Genomic DNA, 18,558 nt, shown 5'->3' on the forward strand with positions numbered 1-18,558 from the left:
GTTTCCTCCTTAACGTGGTTTCAGCATCGCAATGACAAAGTCTTGCGCACTGGCTGCTTTACCTTGCTGAATAGCGGCAGCAGGATCCACATGTTTTGGACAGACTTCAGAACAGTAGCCAACAAAGGTACAAGACCAGACACCGTTCTCACCATTTAACTGAGGCATACGCTCTTTTGCCCCATGGTCGCGACTATCTGTGTTGTAACGTTGAGCTAATGTAATCGCTGCTGGGCCAATAAACTCTGGGTTTAGACCAAACTGCGGACATGCTGCATAGCAAAGACCACAGTTGATACAACCAGAGAATTGGTGGTATTTCGCCATTTGAGCAGGAGTTTGTTTATTCGTCCCTTCTGAAGGCTTACGATCATTACCGATGATATAAGGTTTAATCGCTTCTAAGCTTTCAATAAAGTGAGTCATATCGACAACAAGGTCACGCTCAACTGGGAAGTTACCCAGTGCTTCAACTCTTACACCGTCTGGATATTCACGAATAAACGTTTTACAAGCTAATTTAGGCACTTTGTTGACCATCATGCCGCAAGAGCCACAAATCGCCATACGGCAAGACCAACGGTAAGAAAGATCAGGCGCTAAATTGTCTTTAATATAACCCAATGCATCCAGTAATGAGGTTTGCTCATCATAAGGAACATCATAAGTGACGAAATGAGGCGCTTCGTCCGTTTCTGGGTTATAGCGCATGACTTCCATTTTAATGTGCTTCATGTCATCAGCCATTCGCTTTCTCCTTATTCTGCTTGTCTTGTGCAGTCGCTTCACCACCATAGACACGTTTAGCAGGAGCAGACTTCGTGATCTTCACATCGCTATATTCTAAACGAGGGGCACCTTCTGGGTTATAGAACGCCAGAGTATGTTTCAGGAAGTTCACGTCATCACGCTCAGTACAACCTTCGTCAAGACGTTGGTGTGCACCACGAGACTCTTTACGATTGATTGCGGAATGAGCCATACATTCAGCGACATCTAAACCAAAGCCAAGCTCAATTTTGTACAGTAAATCTGTATTAAAGACGCTACTGGTGTCTTTAATTTCAACGCGTTTGAAACGTTCTTTTAATTCAGCCAGTTTATCAACGGTTTTTTGCATTAATTCAGGTGTACGATAGATACCGCAACCTTCTTCCATTGATTCACCCATTTCATCGCGAATTTGTGACCAGCTTTCAGAACCTTTTTGGTTCATCAGTTTTTTCAGGCCATCTTCGATATCACGAGTACGAGCATCTAATGCTGATGCGTTAGCAGGTGCTGCTTCTTGAGCACAACGAACCGCTTCTTCACCTGCAAGACGACCGAATACAACCAGCTCCGCCAGTGAGTTAGAACCTAAACGGTTAGCGCCGTGTAAGCCAACAGATGAACATTCACCCACAGCAAACAGACCTTTAATACGAGTCTCAGTTTGTTGGTTAGTTTCGATACCACCCATAGTGTAGTGAGCAGTAGGACGAACAGGGATTGGTTCATTAACTGGGTCAACACCCACATACGCTTTTGCCAGTTCACAAATAAATGGCAGACGTTCATGAAGTTTTTTCGCACCCAGATGACGTAAGTCAAGATGAACAACGTCACCACGGTGAGTTTTGATGGTACGACCTGCGCGCCACTCATGCCAGAAAGCTTGAGAAACTTTATCGCGAGGGCCTAATTCCATGTATTTATTTTCTGGTTTACCTAATGGGGTTTCCGGTCCTAGGCCGTAATCTTGCAGATAACGATAGCCATCTTTATTGACCAGAATACCACCTTCACCACGACAACCTTCGGTCATCAGGATACCTGAACCTGGTAGGCCAGTTGGGTGATATTGAACAAACTCCATATCACGCAGTGGAACGCCATGACGTAAAGCGATACCCATACCATCACCAGTAACAATACCGCCATTGGTATTGAAACGATAAACACGTCCTGCACCACCTGTTGCCATAATGACAGCGTTAGCACGAATTTGAACTTTCGTACCTTCCATCATATTAATCGCAACAAGACCACGAGCGTGACCTTCATCAACAAGAATATCGAGAACAAAGTGTTCGTCGAAACGTTGAATTTGTGGATATTTTAAGGATGTTTGGAATAGGGTATGTAGCATATGGAAGCCGGTTTTATCGGCTGCGAACCAGGTCCGTTCGATCTTCATCCCACCAAAACGTCGGACGTTGACTGACCCGTCTTCTTTACGGCTCCAAGGACAGCCCCAGAGTTCTAGTTGAGTCATCTCTGTTGGACAATGCTCAACGAAGTAATCTACGACATCCTGTTCACACAACCAGTCACCGCCTGAAACGGTATCATTGAAGTGGAAATCATAGGAGTCGTGAGCCTGAGTCACTGCTGCTGATCCACCTTCTGCTGCCACGGTGTGGCTACGCATTGGGTAAACTTTTGAGATCAGAGCAATTTTCAGTTGAGGATTCGCTTCCGCTGCAGCTATTGCTGCTCGTAAGCCTGCGCCCCCGGCTCCGATTATCGCTATATCGGCATTAAAGGTTTGCACTGCGCTTCTCCATTGTTCAAGTGAAAATTGGAATAATTGTCTAGAATTCAATTCACTGACATTATTAATTTGTAATGCTATTTTTTTAAGCTATCCGTAACGAAATTGTTTCACTGCCTTGTGACTGCGCTTGATAACATCTTTATTATCATTGACTGTAATTTTAGTATAACGAAATGTAGGGCTCCGAAATTTGATATGAATGATGGTTTTCCCGTATTTCGCAAAAAAAGTGTGATCCACGCCAAGAATTCTGGGTTTTGATAATAAGCTGCCAGAGAAACTTGAAGTTCAAATAAAATATATTTTTCTAAATTGAAAATTATAAATAGTAATGAATAGCTTGTTTTGAAAGTATAGATAACTTTAATTGAAAATGACAATGGTTTTTTATAAGTGATTGATTTTAATGTGTAAATGTTTTTATGGTTCTTAAGTCTAATTTAAATTAATAAAAACCGATTAAAAAATTTAAAATAAATTTTTTACTATTTATCTAAAACAAATCGGTTTGTCTTGTTAATTGTTAATAAAATATTAATAATATTTCTAAAGGTTTTTAATACTAATCAAAATACGTAGATTTAAATAGAAAGTTAACATTGAAGTTTAGATGAATTTGGCTATTTAAATATAAGCATAGTGTTAGTTTATTGTTATTTTTAATTGAGAAAAAGAATTATTCTAATTAACTACTATTATAAAAATAGTGAAAACTCACTGAGTTTCTTACTCTAAATAGGTGTTTATTTAAACGATAAAAAGTGCCAAAAAGTAGATGTTTTGTAGAATTACATTTATTTGTCTTATGTGTTTTTACTTAAAAAATGAAAAGATTAATGAAAAAATATAAAATGAAACCCTTCTTTATTAGGAGAAATTTGTCTGTTGAAGAGGATGCGAGTAAACTGCACGCTTTGTTTTCTGTTGGAGTTTTTCGTTCATGAGTGAAATCGCGGATTGGCAGCCAAGCGCCTCAATCGCCAACTTGCTAAAAAAGGCGAAAATAGTCAGTAATATTAGGCGTTTTTTCGCTGATCGTGGTGTGTTAGAAGTTGAAACGCCTATGATGAGTCAGGCTACCGTTACCGATGTTCATCTTTGCCCATTTGAAACCCAATTTGTGGGGCCAGGCGCTTCTCAAGGGCTGAAACTTTATTTGATGACAAGCCCTGAATACCACATGAAGCGTTTATTAGCTGCAAACAGTGGGCCGATTTATCAAATGGGGCGTTGCTTCCGTAATGAGGAAGCCGGTAGATATCATAATCCGGAATTTACGATGCTAGAGTGGTATCGACCTTGTTTTGATATGTACCGGTTGATGAATGAAGTCGATGATCTACTGCAAGAAGTCTTAGATTGTGAAACATCAGAGTCACTCTCTTATCAACAAGCATTCTTGCGTTATCTCGATATCGACCCTTTATCTGTTGATAAAGAAAAATTACGTGAAGTGGCTGCAAAACTGGATTTATCAAATATTGCAGATACTGAAGAAGATAAAGATACACTACTTCAATTGCTATTTGTTTCTGGGGTTGAACCTCATATCGGTTTAGAAAAGCCAACGTTTATCTATCATTTCCCTGCGTCACAAGCCTCATTAGCTGAAATTAGCTCTGAAGATCATCGTGTAGCAGAGCGTTTTGAAGTCTATTTTAAAGGTGTTGAATTAGCGAATGGATTTCGTGAGTTGACGGATGCTCAAGAGCAACGCCATCGTTTTGAACGTGATAACCGTCAGCGAGTGGCAATGGGATTACCAGAGCAACCTATTGATGAGCGTTTTTTAGCGGCTCTTGAAGCGGGATTACCAGAGTGTTCTGGTGTGGCTTTAGGCGTTGATCGTCTCATTATGTTGGCGCTTGGTTTAGAGCATATTAGCGATATCATTGCCTTTCCTGTTTACAGAGCATAAGTTCATCTATCGATGAGAATTAAAAAAGAGAGTCTAGGCTCTCTTTTATTTTTTTGATTTTCGGTTTTGCCTTCGCTTTTCTTCTGCTTCAAGCGCTTTTTCTTGAAACTTCGCAAATTTATTCCCTGTTACGTCTTTCATATAGCGATAATTAATAAACCAATACGTAATACATGAAAATAAAATAACCCACCAGATTAAAAGTAGTTTTAATGCCGAGTTAACACCGAGTATTAAATTAAAACTAATCAAGACCATTAAGCTGACAAATACCGAGCTAAATAACCCACCTGCAATTTGTGGCATATATTTTTTTAAAGGAGTAATACTCATTAATGGTAAAATAATCGCCATTGAAAATAATGTACCAAAAGTGGCAAGCATAATAATCATGATGGGATCACCAAGACCTAATATCCAATCGGTGATACCAAAAAATGAAAAAGGAATTTCTATCATGAAGTTGCCTCCCTACTAGGGTAGAAAAGAGGGATATCTTTAAAATTAAAAATCAATTTAAACAATACATTAGGGAATATATGTATTTCAGTATTATAGAGTGTGACGGATTGATTAAAAAATTCACGTCTATCTGCAATACACTCTTCTAACTCTTTAGCTTGTGCTTGTAATACGTGTAAATTTTTTCCGCTGATAAGTTCAGGGTATTTTTCAGCAATGATGAGTGATTTTTTTATTTGAGGTAATAACTGATTAGCTAAATCAACTTTTTGGTCTAATACATCTGCGCGTAAATAGTGCTCTCTATTTTCAGCTAATTTTTCAAATAAGGCTTTCTCATGATCCATCGCTTTTTGTGTAATTACTATCAACATGGGGATCAAATCGGCTTGTTTTTTTAATAAAACATCAATATTTGCAAAGGCTTTATAGCAATTATTCTTTAGCATTACCATGTTGTTATAAATCATCACTAATTGGCGTATTAAAAAATAAACCAAAGCGAGAATAAAAATGATGAAAATAAGCCATTCCATATTAATCAATTACCAAGATGAAGAGGTGCTATTAAAATAAAGTGTTAGGATGCCATTTTGGTAATCCATTGGTATCACTAGAATGGATAAGATAACAAAAAGAGCAATAATAACGATGATGGCCGAGTTACGACGAAAAGGGCGTGCTTTGTTCCAACGGACAACATAATCTTGTGGTGATAAACCTAATAGATAGTGAGGAGCATTGTGTGTGATAACAACTTCATCATTGATAGGTTCTGCATTACCTATTAATAAATAAGTGGTATCAGCTTCTAAGATGTACTCCTTAAAACGTTTATTGTTATATTCCAGATCTTGGTGAGGATCGATGCCAAGGTGAACTAAAGGTTTGTCAGCTGCAAGAACTTGAACCGAGCCTGTATCATCAGTCATAGTAAAATTGTTGATCTTTTTGTCACAGAGTGTTTGGCGATAGCTTTTCTTACCTTCTTTATCTGTGGATATGTCATATTCATAATAGCAGTAGCCATAGCACTCTTTTTTACCCAGGCGACTTGTGAGTTTTTTACCCGCAGTTATCTTGCCTTCAATTTCAACAAGCCCAATGGCTAAAGAGCGAATTTTAGATGTCGCTAGAATTTTTTGAAAACGTAAAAAACGCTTTTCTGGTGTTTTTTTGGCAATTTGATAAACGAACATTAAAACGAAACTTAAAAAGAACAATCTATGGTCAATAAAAAAGCCAAAGCTTAAAAAGAGCAGTAACAGGCTAATAAATACGGTGTTAATCAATGCTGAAAATTTAGACTCACCTTCCATTTGTAATTGATGATAATTTTTTATCGCCTTTTCACCAATATTTCCAATATGATTTGAAATACCATAGGAAAATATCAAAATGACAGCGAATGCAATACAGGAGATAAGGTTAACAACAGAGTCTTCACCACTAGGATAAAGGTCATTTCCTCGCGAAAAAAACAGATAATTTCCAGCAGCAAAAGCGATCCCTAAAAAGGGAACAATACCCAAATTGTTCTTCTTTTTTTGAGCTCGTTTACTGCGTAAAAAATAGATTAATGCGCCAACAGCACTGCCGATAAAAAAATAAATTAACACTGCAATTTATCCTTAATGCGGTTATTTAACTTATTGTTATTTAAATCTGATACCTTCAAATTTCATTTCTTCTTTTGGTATTTCTAATAATTGCATACGCTCAAAGCGGAAAAGGCCGGCAATTAAGCTATCAGGAAACATTTCTATTGCGGTGTTGTAGTGAGTCGCTGCATCATTAAAACCTTCACGACGTTGAGCAATTTTATTTTCTACGTCACTAACACCAGTTTGAAGTAATGCGAGTTGTTCACCTGAAATTAACGTCGGGTAATTTTCAGCAAGGGCAATCATGCCTCGTAGTGCTGTATTCATCTCATTTGTTGCGCTGATTTTTTCATTAATATTTTGCGCTTTAAAATAGCGTTGTCTTGCGTCACTTAATGCAATAAATACACTTTTTTCGTGTTCCATTGCTTTTTCAGCTACTGCCATTAATTGAGGAATTTGGTCGGCTCTTTGTTTTAAAATAACGTCAATATTCGCAAACTGATTACTTACTTGATTACGTATCGCAATAAGACGGTTGTAAATTGAAATTCCCCAACCAATAAAAAGAACGATAAGAATAAGCAAAATAATAGCCATTATTGTCATAATGATCCCTTCCTCTAAATATTTAATAAATAATGATAGCTAAATTAAAAAGTGATTATGATTTTTTAATTAAATTATTTGAGTAAGTTAGAGAAAGATGAAGAAATATACAATCAGAAAGGGCGCAAATCTTACAAGAAAGAGTATCTACTTGTCATACTTCAAGTTATAGCATTGTTGACTGTATCACTAGCACTAGCCACATACTCATGTATGTGGCTAGTGTTTCATTTATTTGTAGCCTAGCTACACCTTGAATTATTTAGCTTGTTTTTGTAAGAATTTAACTCCTAAATCAGGGAAGTCTGTAAAGACACCTTCAGCACCCGCTTGGTTATAAATGATGTCGTAAAGTTGATCACCGTCTTTGGCGTATTTAGGAAGTTTATCAATACGAACAGTAAACGGATGAATGGTTAGTTTATTCGCGTGAGCATCTGCTGCCATACCCGTTAAGGTGATTTTTTCTGGCGTTGAATCTGCTTCAACTAACATATGATAATCAGGGCCAATAGCATCAGCATAAGTTGCAATTTCTTTCATTGCACCCGGCTTAAACATCCACTCATAGCTGTAGTTTGTCCATGTACCGTCAGGCTGTTTTTCATATGTCTCATTCCAGTCGGTATAAGCAATTAGCTGAACAAGTTTTAGATCCATGCCCATTTTTGGCATCAATTCTGTTTTGATGCGTTTTAGGTCGTTAGCATCGAATGATTGTAGATAAACATTGTCGGTTTTTTTCGTATAACCGTACTGTTTAAGTACTTCCAGTACTTTAGTGGTAATGTCTTTACCTTCTTGTTCATGGAACCAAGGTGCTTTGATTTCAGGATAAATACCAATATCTTGACCTGTTGATTTGTTTAGACCTTGGATAAATTCAATTTCTTCTTGGAAAGTATGTACACGGAAATCCGATTTGCCCATAGGGAAACGGTTTGGATAACTTTGGACTTTTTTACCATCAACAATGTCAAAACCTTCGGTAAATTTCAGTCCCTTAATTTCTTCAAGGGTAAAGTCGATAGCATAGTAACGGCCATCTTTTCTTGCTCTATCAGGATAACGATCAGCCACATCTGTTACACGATCAAGATAGTGGTCATGTAAAACAACTAATTCGTTGTCTTTGGTCATCACCAAGTCTTGCTCTAGATAATCTGCACCTTGGGCATAAGCTAATGCTTTGGCAGGAAGCGTATGTTCAGGCAAATAACCACTTGCACCACGGTGAGCGATAACGACCTTATCACTTGCCGCTTGTGCGATTGCACTTAAGGATAGAGTTAAAAGAACGCCTGCAACTAACGGTTTTATTCTAAAAGATGTACTCATAAAGCTGCTCCATTTTAATTCTACGTACAATAAAGTTATGTACAGTTGGCAATAAAAAAGCCACATCAAAACAGTTGATGTGGCTTGGTTTTTAGAGATGAGATTTAGCTAATTTCATAAATAATCAGTTAGCGATTATTCGTATTTCTGAAGCATTTCACGTTTGTGTTTGGTTTCGGTAACCATCACGATAAGTAATAACACAACAGACAGTGCACTACCGCCGATCATGACCATAAAGCCGCCATCCCAGCCGAAGTAGTCAACTGTGTAACCTACGATAGCACTCGCCGCAACAGAACCACCTAAGTAACCGAATAAACCGGTAAAGCCTGCTGCTGTACCTGCTGCTTTTTTCGGTGCAAGCTCAAGAGCATGCAGACCAATCAACATAACAGGACCGTAGATTAAGAAACCGATGATTAACATACACGCCATATCAACATTCGGGTTACCCGCTGGGTTCATCCAGAATACGATAGTTGCGATAGTGACTAAGGTCATGAAGAACACACCTGTTGCACCACGGTTACCTCTGAACACTTTATCCGACATCCAACCACACAGCAGTGTGCCCGGAATACCTGCGTATTCGTATAAGAAGTAAGCCCATGATGATTTATCCATTGCGAAGTGTTTTACTTCACGCAGATAAGTTGGTGACCAATCCAGCACGCCATAGCGTAGTAAGTAAACGAACACGTTCGCAATTGCAATCATCCACAGAAGTTTGTTAGGGAACACATACTTCATAAAGATTTCTTTTGCTGTCAGTTCTTGTTCGTCAGTTTCTTTATAATCAGGTGGATAATCGTTTTTGTACTCTTCAATTGAAGGTAAACCACAAGATTGAGGGGTATCACGCATTAATGCGAATGCAATCATTGCAACTAAGATTGCCGCAAATGCTGGCATATATAACGCTGCTTTCCAGTCGTTAAACCACGCCATACCTAATAAGAACAGTAACGGAGGTAAACCACCACCGACGTTATGCGCACAGTTCCAGATAGAAACGATACCGCCACGTTCTTTCTGTGACCACCAGTGAACCATGGTACGTCCACAAGGAGGCCAACCCATACCTTGGAACCAACCACAAAGGAACAACAGAACGAACATAATCATAATGCTCGAAGTTGCCCATGGAACAAAGCCCATAACTAACATCACTAAAGATGCTAAAATAAGACCTGCAGGTAAGAAATAACGTGGGTTAGCGCGGTCAGAGAACGATCCCATAATAAACTTAGAGAAACCATAAGCAATAGAGATCCCTGATAACGCAAAACCTAGATCCCCTTTTGAGAATCCCTCTTCTACAAGATAAGGCATTGCTAACGCAAAGTTTTTTCTTACTAAATAATAAGCAGCGTAACCGAAGAAAATCCCCATAAAGATCTGCCAACGTAGACGACGATAGACGGGATCTATCTGCTCTTTTGGCAAACGCGCTTTATGTGGCGCAGGTCTAAACAGACTTAACATATTAGCCTCCGATGGCTTTTATTTTAATATGTTGATATTAAATAATGACAAAACGAACAGTGAAGTTATCAAAAAATTTTCTTTAACGAACTTAATAGTAAACTTATACAATCAAATTTACTGTGAGGTATTACTCAGTTGTCGAATAATTTTTCAAGATGTGCAATTTTGAGTGATATGTTAACTTTATCAAATACTTTTTGTTAAATAATTTGTGATTGGTGTCACATATGTGGTTTTAATCTTTCACTCGTGAGCGTTTCTCTTTCGTTTTTGCTCATTATCAAACATTAACCACATTTTTTGTGTATCTTATACACTATAATTAACGCTAAAGAATAAATAAGCGTTTGCTGAATGTAATGTGAGAGGGCATCTCTATGATGAGCGGTTCACCAGTGACAGAAACTGATGTCATTATTATTGGCGGGGGAGCAACTGGTGCGGGCATGGCAAGAGACTGTGCACGCCGTGGATTACGTTGCGTCCTGCTAGAAAGACATGATATTGCAACCGGTGCAACCGGTCGAAATCATGGATTGTTACACAGTGGTGCGCGTTATGCAGTAACAGACCCAGAGTCAGCGCGTGAGTGTATTGAAGAAAACATGATTTTAAAACGGGTCGCTCGTCATTGTGTTGAAAGAACGGATGGCCTTTTTATTACCCTTCCTGAAGATTCTTTAGAGTTTCAACAGACCTTTATTCAATCTTGCCAAGCCGCAGGGATTGATGCTCAAGCGATTTCACCCGAAGAAGCTATTCGCTTAGAGCCTTCTGTTAACCCTAATTTAATCGGTGCGGTTAAAGTTCCTGATGGCACAGTTGATCCTTTCCGTTTAACCGCCGCAAATATGTTAGATGCCCGCGAACATGGCGCTCAAGTACTGACTTATCATGAAGTCGTTGGACTTATTCGTGAAGGTGACCGTGTTAAAGGCGTGAAAGTTTACGATCATCAAGCGAAAAAACTGTATGAAATTCGCGCGCAAATAGTGGCGAATGCTGGGGGGATTTGGGGACAAAAAATCGCTGAGTATGGCGAGTTAAAAGTTCGTATGTTCCCAGCCAAAGGTGCATTACTGATTTTGGGTCATCGTATTAACAATATGGTGATCAACCGTTGTCGTAAACCTGCGGATGCCGATATTTTAGTTCCTGGCGACACCATTTCATTGATTGGTACAACATCAACACGAGTACCTTACGATGAAATTGACAATATGTATGTCACCCCTGAAGAAGTCGATATTCTTATCCGTGAAGGTTCAATGTTAGCGCCAAAACTGGCTCAAACTCGAATTTTACGTGCTTATGCTGGTGTGCGTCCTTTAGTGGCAAGTGATGATGATCCATCTGGTCGTAATGTTAGTCGTGGTATTGTTTTACTCGACCATGCGCAACGTGATGGATTAGAAGGCTTCATTACTATTACTGGCGGTAAATTAATGACTTACCGTTTAATGGCTGAATGGGCAACAGATAAAATCTGCGAAAAATTAAATGTTTCTGCAAAATGTACCACAGCAGAAGAAGCTTTACCGGGCTCTCGTCAGTCAGCAGAGCAAGCATTACGTAGCGTTGTTTCATTACCTGCGCCCATTCGTGGTTCTGCGGTTTATCGCCATGGTGATTTAGCTAATAAATTATTGAGCAATGAGCGTAGTGATAAGAGTTTAGTTTGTGAATGTGAAGCTGTTACTGCGGGGGAAGTTCGCTATGCAGTTAACTCTTTAACAGTCAACAATTTACTTGATTTACGTCGCCGTACTCGTGTGGGTATGGGAACATGCCAAGGTGAACTTTGTGCTTGTCGTGCAGCGGGTTTATTAAACCGTTTACAAGTTACTACTCCTCACGAATCAGAACAACAGCTTGCCCATTTCTTAAATGAGCGTTGGAAAGGTATTCGACCAATTGCTTGGGGTAATGCATTACGTGAAAGTGAATTCACCAGTTGGGTTTACCAAGGTTTATGTGGTTTAGATGCTGATATGATTGAAAAAACAGCTTCAGCGGAGGCAGATAATGAAATTTGACGTCATCATTATAGGTAGCGGACTTGCAGGTTTAACCGCAGGTATTCGTCTTGCTGAAGCCGGTAAGTCTTGCGCAATTATCAGCAATGGCCAAAGTGCACTGCATTTTTCATCGGGGTCGTTGGATCTATTAACTCATCTTCCTGATGGTTCATTAGTGACTCAGCCGAAGAAAGCTTTAGCAACATTAGCTGAACTTGCCCCTAAACATCCTTATAGTCGTATGGGTGAAACACAAGTTTCAATTTTAATGGAACAGGCTCAAGCATTACTGGAAAGTACAAAAGACCTTGAATATCAAGGTAGTGGTGATGAAAACCATTATCGTATTACACCTGTTGGGCGTTCACGTATGAGTTGGATGAGTCCAAAACGTGTACCCACTCATGGTGTTGACCAAGCACTGCCGTGGAAAAAGCTGGCGGTTGTTGGAATTGAAGGCTTCTTAGATTTTCAGCCACAATTTGCAAGCAATACGCTGAATGAGCTGGGTGTTGAATCTATTCCGTATCATATTCATTTACCGCTATTAGACAGATTACGTGATAACCCAAGTGAATTTAGAGCAGTTAATATTGCTCGTTATTTAGATAAGCCTGAAAACACCAAAGCGTTAGCGGAAGAGCTGAAAAAACATATTGATGACAGTGTTGAAGCGATTATTTTGCCTGCATGTATCGGGCTGGATGCAGAAGAGCCTGTGACGCTACTTCAACAACTTGTGGGTAAACCTATTTGTTTATTACCGACACTACCGCCATCACTATTAGGTATTCGTTTACACCAAGCATTAAAACTGCGTTTCCAAAAAGCTGGCGGTTTAATTATGCCGGGCGATCGTGCAGAACAAGTTGATTTAATTGGTAATAAAGTTACAGGTATTCATACTCGAAACCATACTGATATTCCTATTCGTAGTGAACATGTTGTATTGGCAACAGGCAGTTTCTTCAATAATGGTTTAATTGCAGAGTTTGATCGTGTCTATGAACCTTTAATGGAGCTTGATTTGCTAGAGACATTACCACGCAATGAGTGGACACAAGTAAATGTCTTTGCAAAACAGCCTTATATGCGATTTGGTGTTGATACAGATAGTCAATTAAGACCGATGAAATACGGTGAGGTCTTAGAGAATGTTTACGCTGTAGGTGCTGTATTAGGTGGGTTTGACCCTCTTAATGAAGGTTGTGGTGCGGGTGTTTCAATGATCAGCGCACTTTATGCAGCGCAACAAATTTTACAGCACAATAAATCAGAACAGACCACATCTGCGGTTGTGGAGGCAGCACAATGAGTTTACATGATAACAGTTTTGAAGCGTGCATTAAGTGTACAGTTTGTACTACTTACTGCCCAGTTGCAAAAGTAAATCCACTTTACCCTGGCCCTAAACAAGCGGGCCCTGATGGTGAGCGTTTACGTCTAAAAGATCCGATGCTTTATGATGAAGCATTGAAATATTGCACTAACTGTAAGCGTTGTGAAGTTGCTTGTCCGTCAGATGTGAAGATTGGTGACATCATTTCGCGTGCGAAACTGAACTACAATACGAAAACACCAAAACTTCGTGATGCTATTTTAAGTCATACGGATTTAATGGGAACATTATCAACGCCAATGGCGCCGATAGTAAATACCATTACAGGATTAAAACCTGTACGTAAAATCTTGGATAAAGCACTTAAAATTGACCATCGTCGCGAATTACCAAAATACTCTTTTGGTACATTTAGAACGTGGATGAAAAAACAAGTTGAAGAGCAAGCGCGTTTTAAAGATCAAGTAGCCTTCTTCCATGGTTGTTACGCTAACTATAACCACCCACAATTAGGGAAAGATTTAGTTAAAGTATTCAATAAAATGGAGATTGGTGTTCAGTTATTAAAACGCGAAAAATGCTGTGGTGTTGCATTAATTGCGAATGGTTTTGTTAAACAAGCCAAAAAACAAGCCGCAGTCAACCTTGAATCACTGACAGAAAAAATTGTTGAAAACAATATTCCTGTCGTTGCAACATCATCAACTTGTACTTTCACTATTCGTGATGAGTATGAACATATTCTTGATGTTGATACATCAAAAGTACGTGAAAATATTGAATTAGCGACACGCTATATTTATCGTTTATTAGAAGAAGGTCGTGAATTACCACTGAAACATACTCCGTTAAAAGTGGTGTATCACACTCCTTGTCATATGGAAAAAATGGGATGGACAGCATATTCCATTGATTTAATTAAACGTATCCCAGGTGTTGAGGTCATTGTTTTAGATTCTCAATGCTGTGGTATTGCCGGAACTTACGGTTTTAAATCTGAAAACTATGATGTTGCTCAAGGCATTGGAGCGGGCTTATTCCGTCAAATTGAAGAGAGTGGCTGTGATTTGGTAATTACAGACTGTGAAACCTGTAAATGGCAAATTGAGATGTCAACGACAAAAAAATGTGAACACCCCATTAGTTTACTGGCAAGAGCATTATAAGTATTGCCTATTAGATAATAAAAAAGTAATTGATTACTAAGATAACAAGCAGCTAGGGAATAAAAGAGGATCTTTTGTTCCCTTTTTTTATTTTTTAGTAAAAAAGAGATTAAATATAAGATAATAAGGAAATTAAATAACCTGACACTGTGGAACACTGGTTATTTAAATACTCTCATTTTTAATGAGAGATATAGGTATTTTGATAAAGCCACATATTTTGGACTTTTTTTAGTGTGATATTTTGCCCATCAGTCAGCGAAAGGGCTTGCCTTCCCGCCTCGTTAATAATTGGAATATCTAATGCATTGGCTAATACTGTAGTATTAGATAGAGGGTTCCCATGACTTAATAAAATTCCCTTGATCTTGTTGGTATCAAGAGCCATTAATGTTGAAGGATGAAGCAGTTTTGTTACTAAAATTGCGTTTGTATAAGGAGGATGCGTGATTGGAGGGGGAGCAGAAGTTAAATAGCGTAGTAATCGATATAAAATATCATCTAAATCACTTTCACGAGCACGCATATTATCATCATCCATTTGCGCGTAAGTATCTATTAAATCAATAAATGTCTGCTGTAAGGCGAATTCAGCATTGCAGTGGTGTTTGTTTATCATGCTACATACAGTCAGTTGTAATTCGGTATTTTCTAATAAGAAGCGGTGACTAGAAAAAATATGAGCATATTGTTCTCCAACCTTGCGATACGCTTCCTCAGTTAACCAGTCTATATCCTTTTGGGATCGCTCAATCGCTTTTACGAGACGTTTTTGCTCTTCAAGTAATAAATGAGAGGATATTTTTTTACGAGGGATCACGAAACGATGATAAGGGTATAGCCAAACAGGTGCGGTGATAATTCTGACAGGTTCGTAATTTGTATTTTTAGGGTGAATATTAAAATTAGGAAGATTTTCGCCTAATTGCAGTTTTTTAATTGTAATGGTTTTATGTGCTGCTTTTTCTGCTTCTTCAAGTGAAGCGCCTAGCGCAATACTATTGGCCGCAGCCAAGGTGCCTTCGACAATCGGAGCTGAACTTAACGCAACATTTGTGGCAACGTTATGCTCAAGATTAGCGATGGCGAGTGCCGCGTTTTGTGCTGAATGATAAGTATCGAGTAAAACGAGTACACCTTGTTTGTTATAACTCTTTTTAATTGCTGTGAGTATGGTTTCTGGTGACACTTCATTAGCAAGATCAGAAGGTGTTTGGTAGTTAGTTGCAATGGCAATTTTTACTTGGCGATCTACAGTCTGATTAACGAGCTCTTTGATACCATTGGCGAGCGTAAGGCTCTTTGAAACTAATACGATACTGACCATAAAACACCCTTTTTTGTAAATGCAAACAGGGAGATAAGCACTCCCTGCTTACTCAGGCTTTAATAAAGCCATTCCCGTCCTAATTGGTCGGCAGTTAAAATTGCGGCATAAACCTTATCGGAATCAACATCAAATGGCATGTTGTAAATTGTCTCTCCTTCAGCACAACTTAACTCAGCAACCGCCATGATTTTTTCATTTAATTCATCGCCTGTTGCATTGATACCCAACTCTTCTAAAGTGACAGGTAGACCAACTAAAATACAGAAATCAAGGAACTCTTCTAACTCTTCTAATGGGCTGTTTTCTAACACTAATTGGACTAATGTACCAAAGGCAACCTTTTCACCATGATACATGTTGTGACACTCTTCTAATGCCGTAAATCCATTATGAATGGCGTGGGCAGCCGCAAGACCCGCACTTTCAAAACCGATACCACTTAAGAAGGTATTAGCTTCAATAATATTTTCTACCGCAGTTGTACAAACACCACGGCTTACCGCAAGTTTTGCTTTATAACCATCTTCTAAAAGGGTGTTATAGCAAAGTTCAGCTAGAGCTAGAGCTGCAAGTGTCGATTTACCTCCAGCCATGGTCTGTTTTTGGGCATGACTGCAAGCTCTTGCTTCAAAGTAAGTTGCTAAAGCATCCCCCATACCTGCTACTAATAAACGAGCTGGCGCAGAAGCGATGATATTAGTATCCATCACGACAACGTCAGGATTTGTTGGGTAGAAAAGATAACTATCAAATGCGCCTAATTCAGTATAAATCACAGAAAGTGCACTTGTCGGTGCATCAGTGGAAGCAATGGTTGGAGAAATAACGACAGGAAGTTGGCATTTATAAGCAACAGCTTTGGCAGTATCAAGTGTTTTACCACCACCAACGCCGATGATCACAAGAGAAGCTTGTGCTTTTGCAAGTTCAGATAGTCGATTGATTTCGTTGTGTGTGCATTCACCATTAAAAAGTTCGAAGTGCCCATTAACTTCATATTGAGACATACTATCTTTAACGGTACTACCGACAAGTTCCATAACAAATTTATCGGCAATAATCAGTGCTCTATCACCAAAAGGCTTCGCGTATTTACCAATATGATATAGCGCGTCTGGCCCTTGAATATACTTAGCGGGGGATTGAATAACTTTTAACATAATAGACTCCTACTATTCGCAAAAGAGAGTAAAAAATCCTTATGGTGAGACTCGTCATCCCAACTGACATATAACAATATGGAGACGTTCTAAGAATACATTAACAGTTTAATAGATGAATAAAATAATTTATTGTAAATAATTAAGACTTTTTATATTAGCATGTGAAAAACATCCTAATAATGATATTTAAGCAATATTTCGTGAGTTATTTAACGAATCATGCTAATTAATTACTATGCAAAATATTTACGAAAAATAATAAATTATTAGAATCAGAATAAAGCTTCATAAAATTGGCTTATGAAGCTTTATTATTGGAATTATGACACTTTTGTCATTATTTTTTTGCGAGGAGATCCAGATTATGAGCGAATTTCAGCATAATCTTGTTTTTGATTTTCTTGTGCGAAAAAGTGACGCAAAATAAAATTCAATAAGACACCATATGCAGGTAAGAAGAACAGCATACAAATGGTTAATTTAAACACGTAGTCAACTAATGCAATTTCAACCCAATTCTCTGCCATAAATGTGTCAGTACTACGATAAAATGCAATAAAGAAGAATGCGAGTGTGTCGAGTAAATTACCGAAGAACATTGCTGCACTTGGCGCTACCCACCATTTTTGTTGTTGTCTTAAACGATTAAAGACAGACACATCCATGATTTGACCTAACACATAAGCCATAAAGCTTGCTGTCGCAATTCTTGCCACCATAATATTAAAATCAGTTAATGAGGCAAAACCCTGCCAACTGCCTTGGAAGAAAAGTGTTGAGATCAGGTAAGAAATCGCTAATGCAGGTAGCATAACGGCGGTAATGATGCGTCTGGCAAGTGGTGCACCATAAATACGAACCGTTAAATCTGTTGCCAGAAAAATAAACGGAAAGGTAAAGGCGCCCCAAGTGGTATGGAAACCAAAAATGGAAATAGGTAATTGCACAAGATAGTTACTAGAAGTAATTATCAATATGTGGAACAAAGAAAGCCATAACAGCGCCACCGCTTTTTGGCGGGGAGTAAACGTATACATAAATTGTACCTTTTTAGTGATTGGGGTGAGGGAACCCAATAAAACAGTGATTTCTCTCTTAAATGAGAGGATGCGCATAATACGCCTGTTGCGCAACAAAAGCAAAGGTTAGGGGGAATACCTTTGTGCTTAATGTGCCGTGATGTGAACACGAAAGCGAGATATAATGACAAAATCTGTCGGTGTAAGAAGAATGGTTAATAGAATGAATGCTCAATTTGATGATGCAACCAAGACATTAGATACGCTAGGACTACGTTGCCCTGAACCTGTGATGTTAGTACGTAAAACCATAAGAAATATGGCATTAGGCGAGACGTTATTAGTGATTGCTGATGATCCTGCCACTGTGCGTGATATTCCTGGCTTTTGCCGATTTATGGAACATGACTTATTAAATCAAGAGACGCAATCTACACCTTATCGCTATCTTATCCGTAAAAAAGAGAGCAATCTGTAATTTATACTGTAAATATTGCTTATAATCGCGCTAAAAAAATAACCCAAACCCCATATACTGAGGTTTGGGTTTTGTTATTTTAGC

At 38.6% G+C, this 18,558-nt stretch carries 16 protein-coding genes; 5 read left to right on the forward strand and 11 right to left on the reverse strand.

The genetic code is table 11. The annotated features are described in order from the left end of the window. Nucleotides 1-9: 9 nt before the first annotated feature. Together GWJ01_RS12345 and frdA are read right to left on the reverse strand one after the other, a co-directional pair. Nucleotides 10-747: a succinate dehydrogenase/fumarate reductase iron-sulfur subunit gene (locus GWJ01_RS12345; RefSeq protein ID WP_075672948.1), complete on the reverse strand. Its 738-nt coding sequence runs from the start codon at nt 745-747 to the stop codon at nt 10-12. After that, the gene (gene frdA, locus GWJ01_RS12350; protein ID WP_109395364.1) at nt 740-2,536 is read right to left on the reverse strand and encodes a fumarate reductase (quinol) flavoprotein subunit; all 1,797 of its coding nucleotides are present in this window, start codon (nt 2,534-2,536) and stop codon (nt 740-742) included. Before frdA ends, GWJ01_RS12345 begins: the two co-directional genes overlap by 8 nt. 943 nt (nt 2,537-3,479) lie before the next feature. Here frdA and epmA point away from each other — a divergent pair. Further along, entirely contained in the window at nt 3,480-4,457 is a 978-nt protein-coding gene (epmA, locus tag GWJ01_RS12355; RefSeq protein WP_098941260.1) for an elongation factor P--(R)-beta-lysine ligase, read from the forward strand. A 45-nt stretch (nt 4,458-4,502) separates the two neighbouring features. Here the strand turns inward: epmA and GWJ01_RS12360 are convergent, their stop codons facing one another. The 6 genes from GWJ01_RS12360 to glpT form a co-directional block, all read right to left on the reverse strand. After that, complete coding sequence (locus GWJ01_RS12360; protein WP_109395363.1) at nt 4,503-4,916, reverse strand: hypothetical protein; 414 nt, start codon at nt 4,914-4,916, stop codon at nt 4,503-4,505. Next, nucleotides 4,913-5,455 (reverse strand): LemA family protein, encoded by a 543-nt coding sequence (locus GWJ01_RS12365; RefSeq protein WP_109402851.1) that lies wholly within the window; start codon nt 5,453-5,455, stop codon nt 4,913-4,915. Before GWJ01_RS12365 ends, GWJ01_RS12360 begins: the two co-directional genes overlap by 4 nt. 9 nt (nt 5,456-5,464) lie before the next feature. Beyond that, entirely contained in the window at nt 5,465-6,538 is a 1,074-nt protein-coding gene (locus tag GWJ01_RS12370; RefSeq protein WP_109402850.1) for a hypothetical protein, read from the reverse strand. A gap of 36 nt (nt 6,539-6,574) precedes the next feature. Beyond that, the gene (locus GWJ01_RS12375; protein WP_161711152.1) at nt 6,575-7,132 is read right to left on the reverse strand and encodes a LemA family protein; all 558 of its coding nucleotides are present in this window, start codon (nt 7,130-7,132) and stop codon (nt 6,575-6,577) included. 258 nt (nt 7,133-7,390) lie between these two features. Continuing rightward, nucleotides 7,391-8,470 carry a glycerophosphodiester phosphodiesterase gene (glpQ, locus tag GWJ01_RS12380; RefSeq protein ID WP_098941255.1) on the reverse strand — a complete coding sequence of 360 codons (1,080 nt, stop codon included), beginning with the start codon at nt 8,468-8,470 and terminating at the stop codon, nt 7,391-7,393. Between the two features lie 135 nt (nt 8,471-8,605). Then, nucleotides 8,606-9,958, reverse strand: coding sequence for a glycerol-3-phosphate transporter (gene glpT / locus GWJ01_RS12385; RefSeq protein WP_109402848.1), 1,353 nt, complete (start codon nt 9,956-9,958; stop codon nt 8,606-8,608). Between the two features lie 380 nt (nt 9,959-10,338). Here glpT and glpA point away from each other — a divergent pair, with 380 nt between their 5' ends. Genes glpA through glpC form a run of 3 tightly spaced genes read left to right on the forward strand, consistent with a single transcriptional unit; the run spans nt 10,339 to nt 14,484 of the window. Beyond that, complete coding sequence (gene glpA / locus GWJ01_RS12390; RefSeq protein WP_193528612.1) at nt 10,339-11,997, forward strand: anaerobic glycerol-3-phosphate dehydrogenase subunit A; 1,659 nt, start codon at nt 10,339-10,341, stop codon at nt 11,995-11,997. Further along, nucleotides 11,987-13,294: a glycerol-3-phosphate dehydrogenase subunit GlpB gene (glpB, locus tag GWJ01_RS12395; RefSeq protein ID WP_161711153.1), complete on the forward strand. Its 1,308-nt coding sequence runs from the start codon at nt 11,987-11,989 to the stop codon at nt 13,292-13,294. Before glpA ends, glpB begins: the two co-directional genes overlap by 11 nt. Further along, nucleotides 13,291-14,484, forward strand: a complete 1,194-nt coding sequence (glpC, locus tag GWJ01_RS12400; protein WP_023583709.1) for an anaerobic glycerol-3-phosphate dehydrogenase subunit GlpC — start codon at nt 13,291-13,293, stop codon at nt 14,482-14,484. Before glpB ends, glpC begins: the two co-directional genes overlap by 4 nt. Before the next feature lie 181 nt (nt 14,485-14,665). On the opposite strand, the gene GWJ01_RS12405 is transcribed toward glpC, so the two are convergent. The 3 genes from GWJ01_RS12405 to GWJ01_RS12415 all read right to left on the reverse strand — a co-directional run bounded on the left by GWJ01_RS12405 (nt 14,666) and on the right by GWJ01_RS12415 (nt 18,014). Further along, nucleotides 14,666-15,811, reverse strand: coding sequence for a phosphoenolpyruvate-utilizing N-terminal domain-containing protein (locus GWJ01_RS12405; RefSeq protein WP_109402846.1), 1,146 nt, complete (start codon nt 15,809-15,811; stop codon nt 14,666-14,668). A 59-nt stretch (nt 15,812-15,870) separates the two neighbouring features. Continuing rightward, nucleotides 15,871-16,974 carry a glycerol dehydrogenase gene (locus GWJ01_RS12410; protein WP_099074055.1) on the reverse strand — a complete coding sequence of 368 codons (1,104 nt, stop codon included), beginning with the start codon at nt 16,972-16,974 and terminating at the stop codon, nt 15,871-15,873. A gap of 365 nt (nt 16,975-17,339) precedes the next feature. After that, the gene (locus tag GWJ01_RS12415; RefSeq protein WP_109402845.1) at nt 17,340-18,014 is read right to left on the reverse strand and encodes a 7-cyano-7-deazaguanine/7-aminomethyl-7-deazaguanine transporter; all 675 of its coding nucleotides are present in this window, start codon (nt 18,012-18,014) and stop codon (nt 17,340-17,342) included. 205 nt (nt 18,015-18,219) lie between these two features. Here GWJ01_RS12415 and tusA point away from each other — a divergent pair, with 205 nt between their 5' ends. Then, nucleotides 18,220-18,474, forward strand: coding sequence for a sulfurtransferase TusA (tusA, locus tag GWJ01_RS12420; protein WP_109402869.1), 255 nt, complete (start codon nt 18,220-18,222; stop codon nt 18,472-18,474). Nucleotides 18,475-18,558: the final 84 nt, after the last annotated feature.

The sequence above is a fragment of the Proteus sp. G2618 genome (genome assembly GCF_009915995.1).
In the GTDB taxonomy this organism is placed as follows: Bacteria; Pseudomonadota; Gammaproteobacteria; order Enterobacterales; family Enterobacteriaceae; genus Proteus; species Proteus terrae.

Bases quoted from the DNA above. Each gene is read 5' to 3' on its own strand.
- glpB (WP_161711153.1), top strand. From the start codon at position 11,987: ATGAAATTTGACGTCATCATTATAGGTAGCGGACTTGCAGGTTTAACC.
- GWJ01_RS12360 (WP_109395363.1), bottom strand. From the start codon at position 4,916: ATGATAGAAATTCCTTTTTCATTTTTTGGTATCACCGATTGGATATTA.
- GWJ01_RS12365 (WP_109402851.1), bottom strand. From the start codon at position 5,455: ATGGAATGGCTTATTTTCATCATTTTTATTCTCGCTTTGGTTTATTTT.
- GWJ01_RS12345 (WP_075672948.1), bottom strand. From the start codon at position 747: ATGGCTGATGACATGAAGCACATTAAAATGGAAGTCATGCGCTATAAC.
- epmA (WP_098941260.1), top strand. From the start codon at position 3,480: ATGAGTGAAATCGCGGATTGGCAGCCAAGCGCCTCAATCGCCAACTTG.
- glpT (WP_109402848.1), bottom strand. From the start codon at position 9,958: ATGTTAAGTCTGTTTAGACCTGCGCCACATAAAGCGCGTTTGCCAAAA.
- GWJ01_RS12405 (WP_109402846.1), bottom strand. From the start codon at position 15,811: ATGGTCAGTATCGTATTAGTTTCAAAGAGCCTTACGCTCGCCAATGGT.
- tusA (WP_109402869.1), top strand. From the start codon at position 18,220: ATGAATGCTCAATTTGATGATGCAACCAAGACATTAGATACGCTAGGA.
- GWJ01_RS12415 (WP_109402845.1), bottom strand. From the start codon at position 18,014: ATGTATACGTTTACTCCCCGCCAAAAAGCGGTGGCGCTGTTATGGCTT.
- GWJ01_RS12375 (WP_161711152.1), bottom strand. From the start codon at position 7,132: ATGACAATAATGGCTATTATTTTGCTTATTCTTATCGTTCTTTTTATT.
- GWJ01_RS12410 (WP_099074055.1), bottom strand. From the start codon at position 16,974: ATGTTAAAAGTTATTCAATCCCCCGCTAAGTATATTCAAGGGCCAGAC.
- glpC (WP_023583709.1), top strand. From the start codon at position 13,291: ATGAGTTTACATGATAACAGTTTTGAAGCGTGCATTAAGTGTACAGTT.
- glpQ (WP_098941255.1), bottom strand. From the start codon at position 8,470: ATGAGTACATCTTTTAGAATAAAACCGTTAGTTGCAGGCGTTCTTTTA.
- glpA (WP_193528612.1), top strand. From the start codon at position 10,339: ATGATGAGCGGTTCACCAGTGACAGAAACTGATGTCATTATTATTGGC.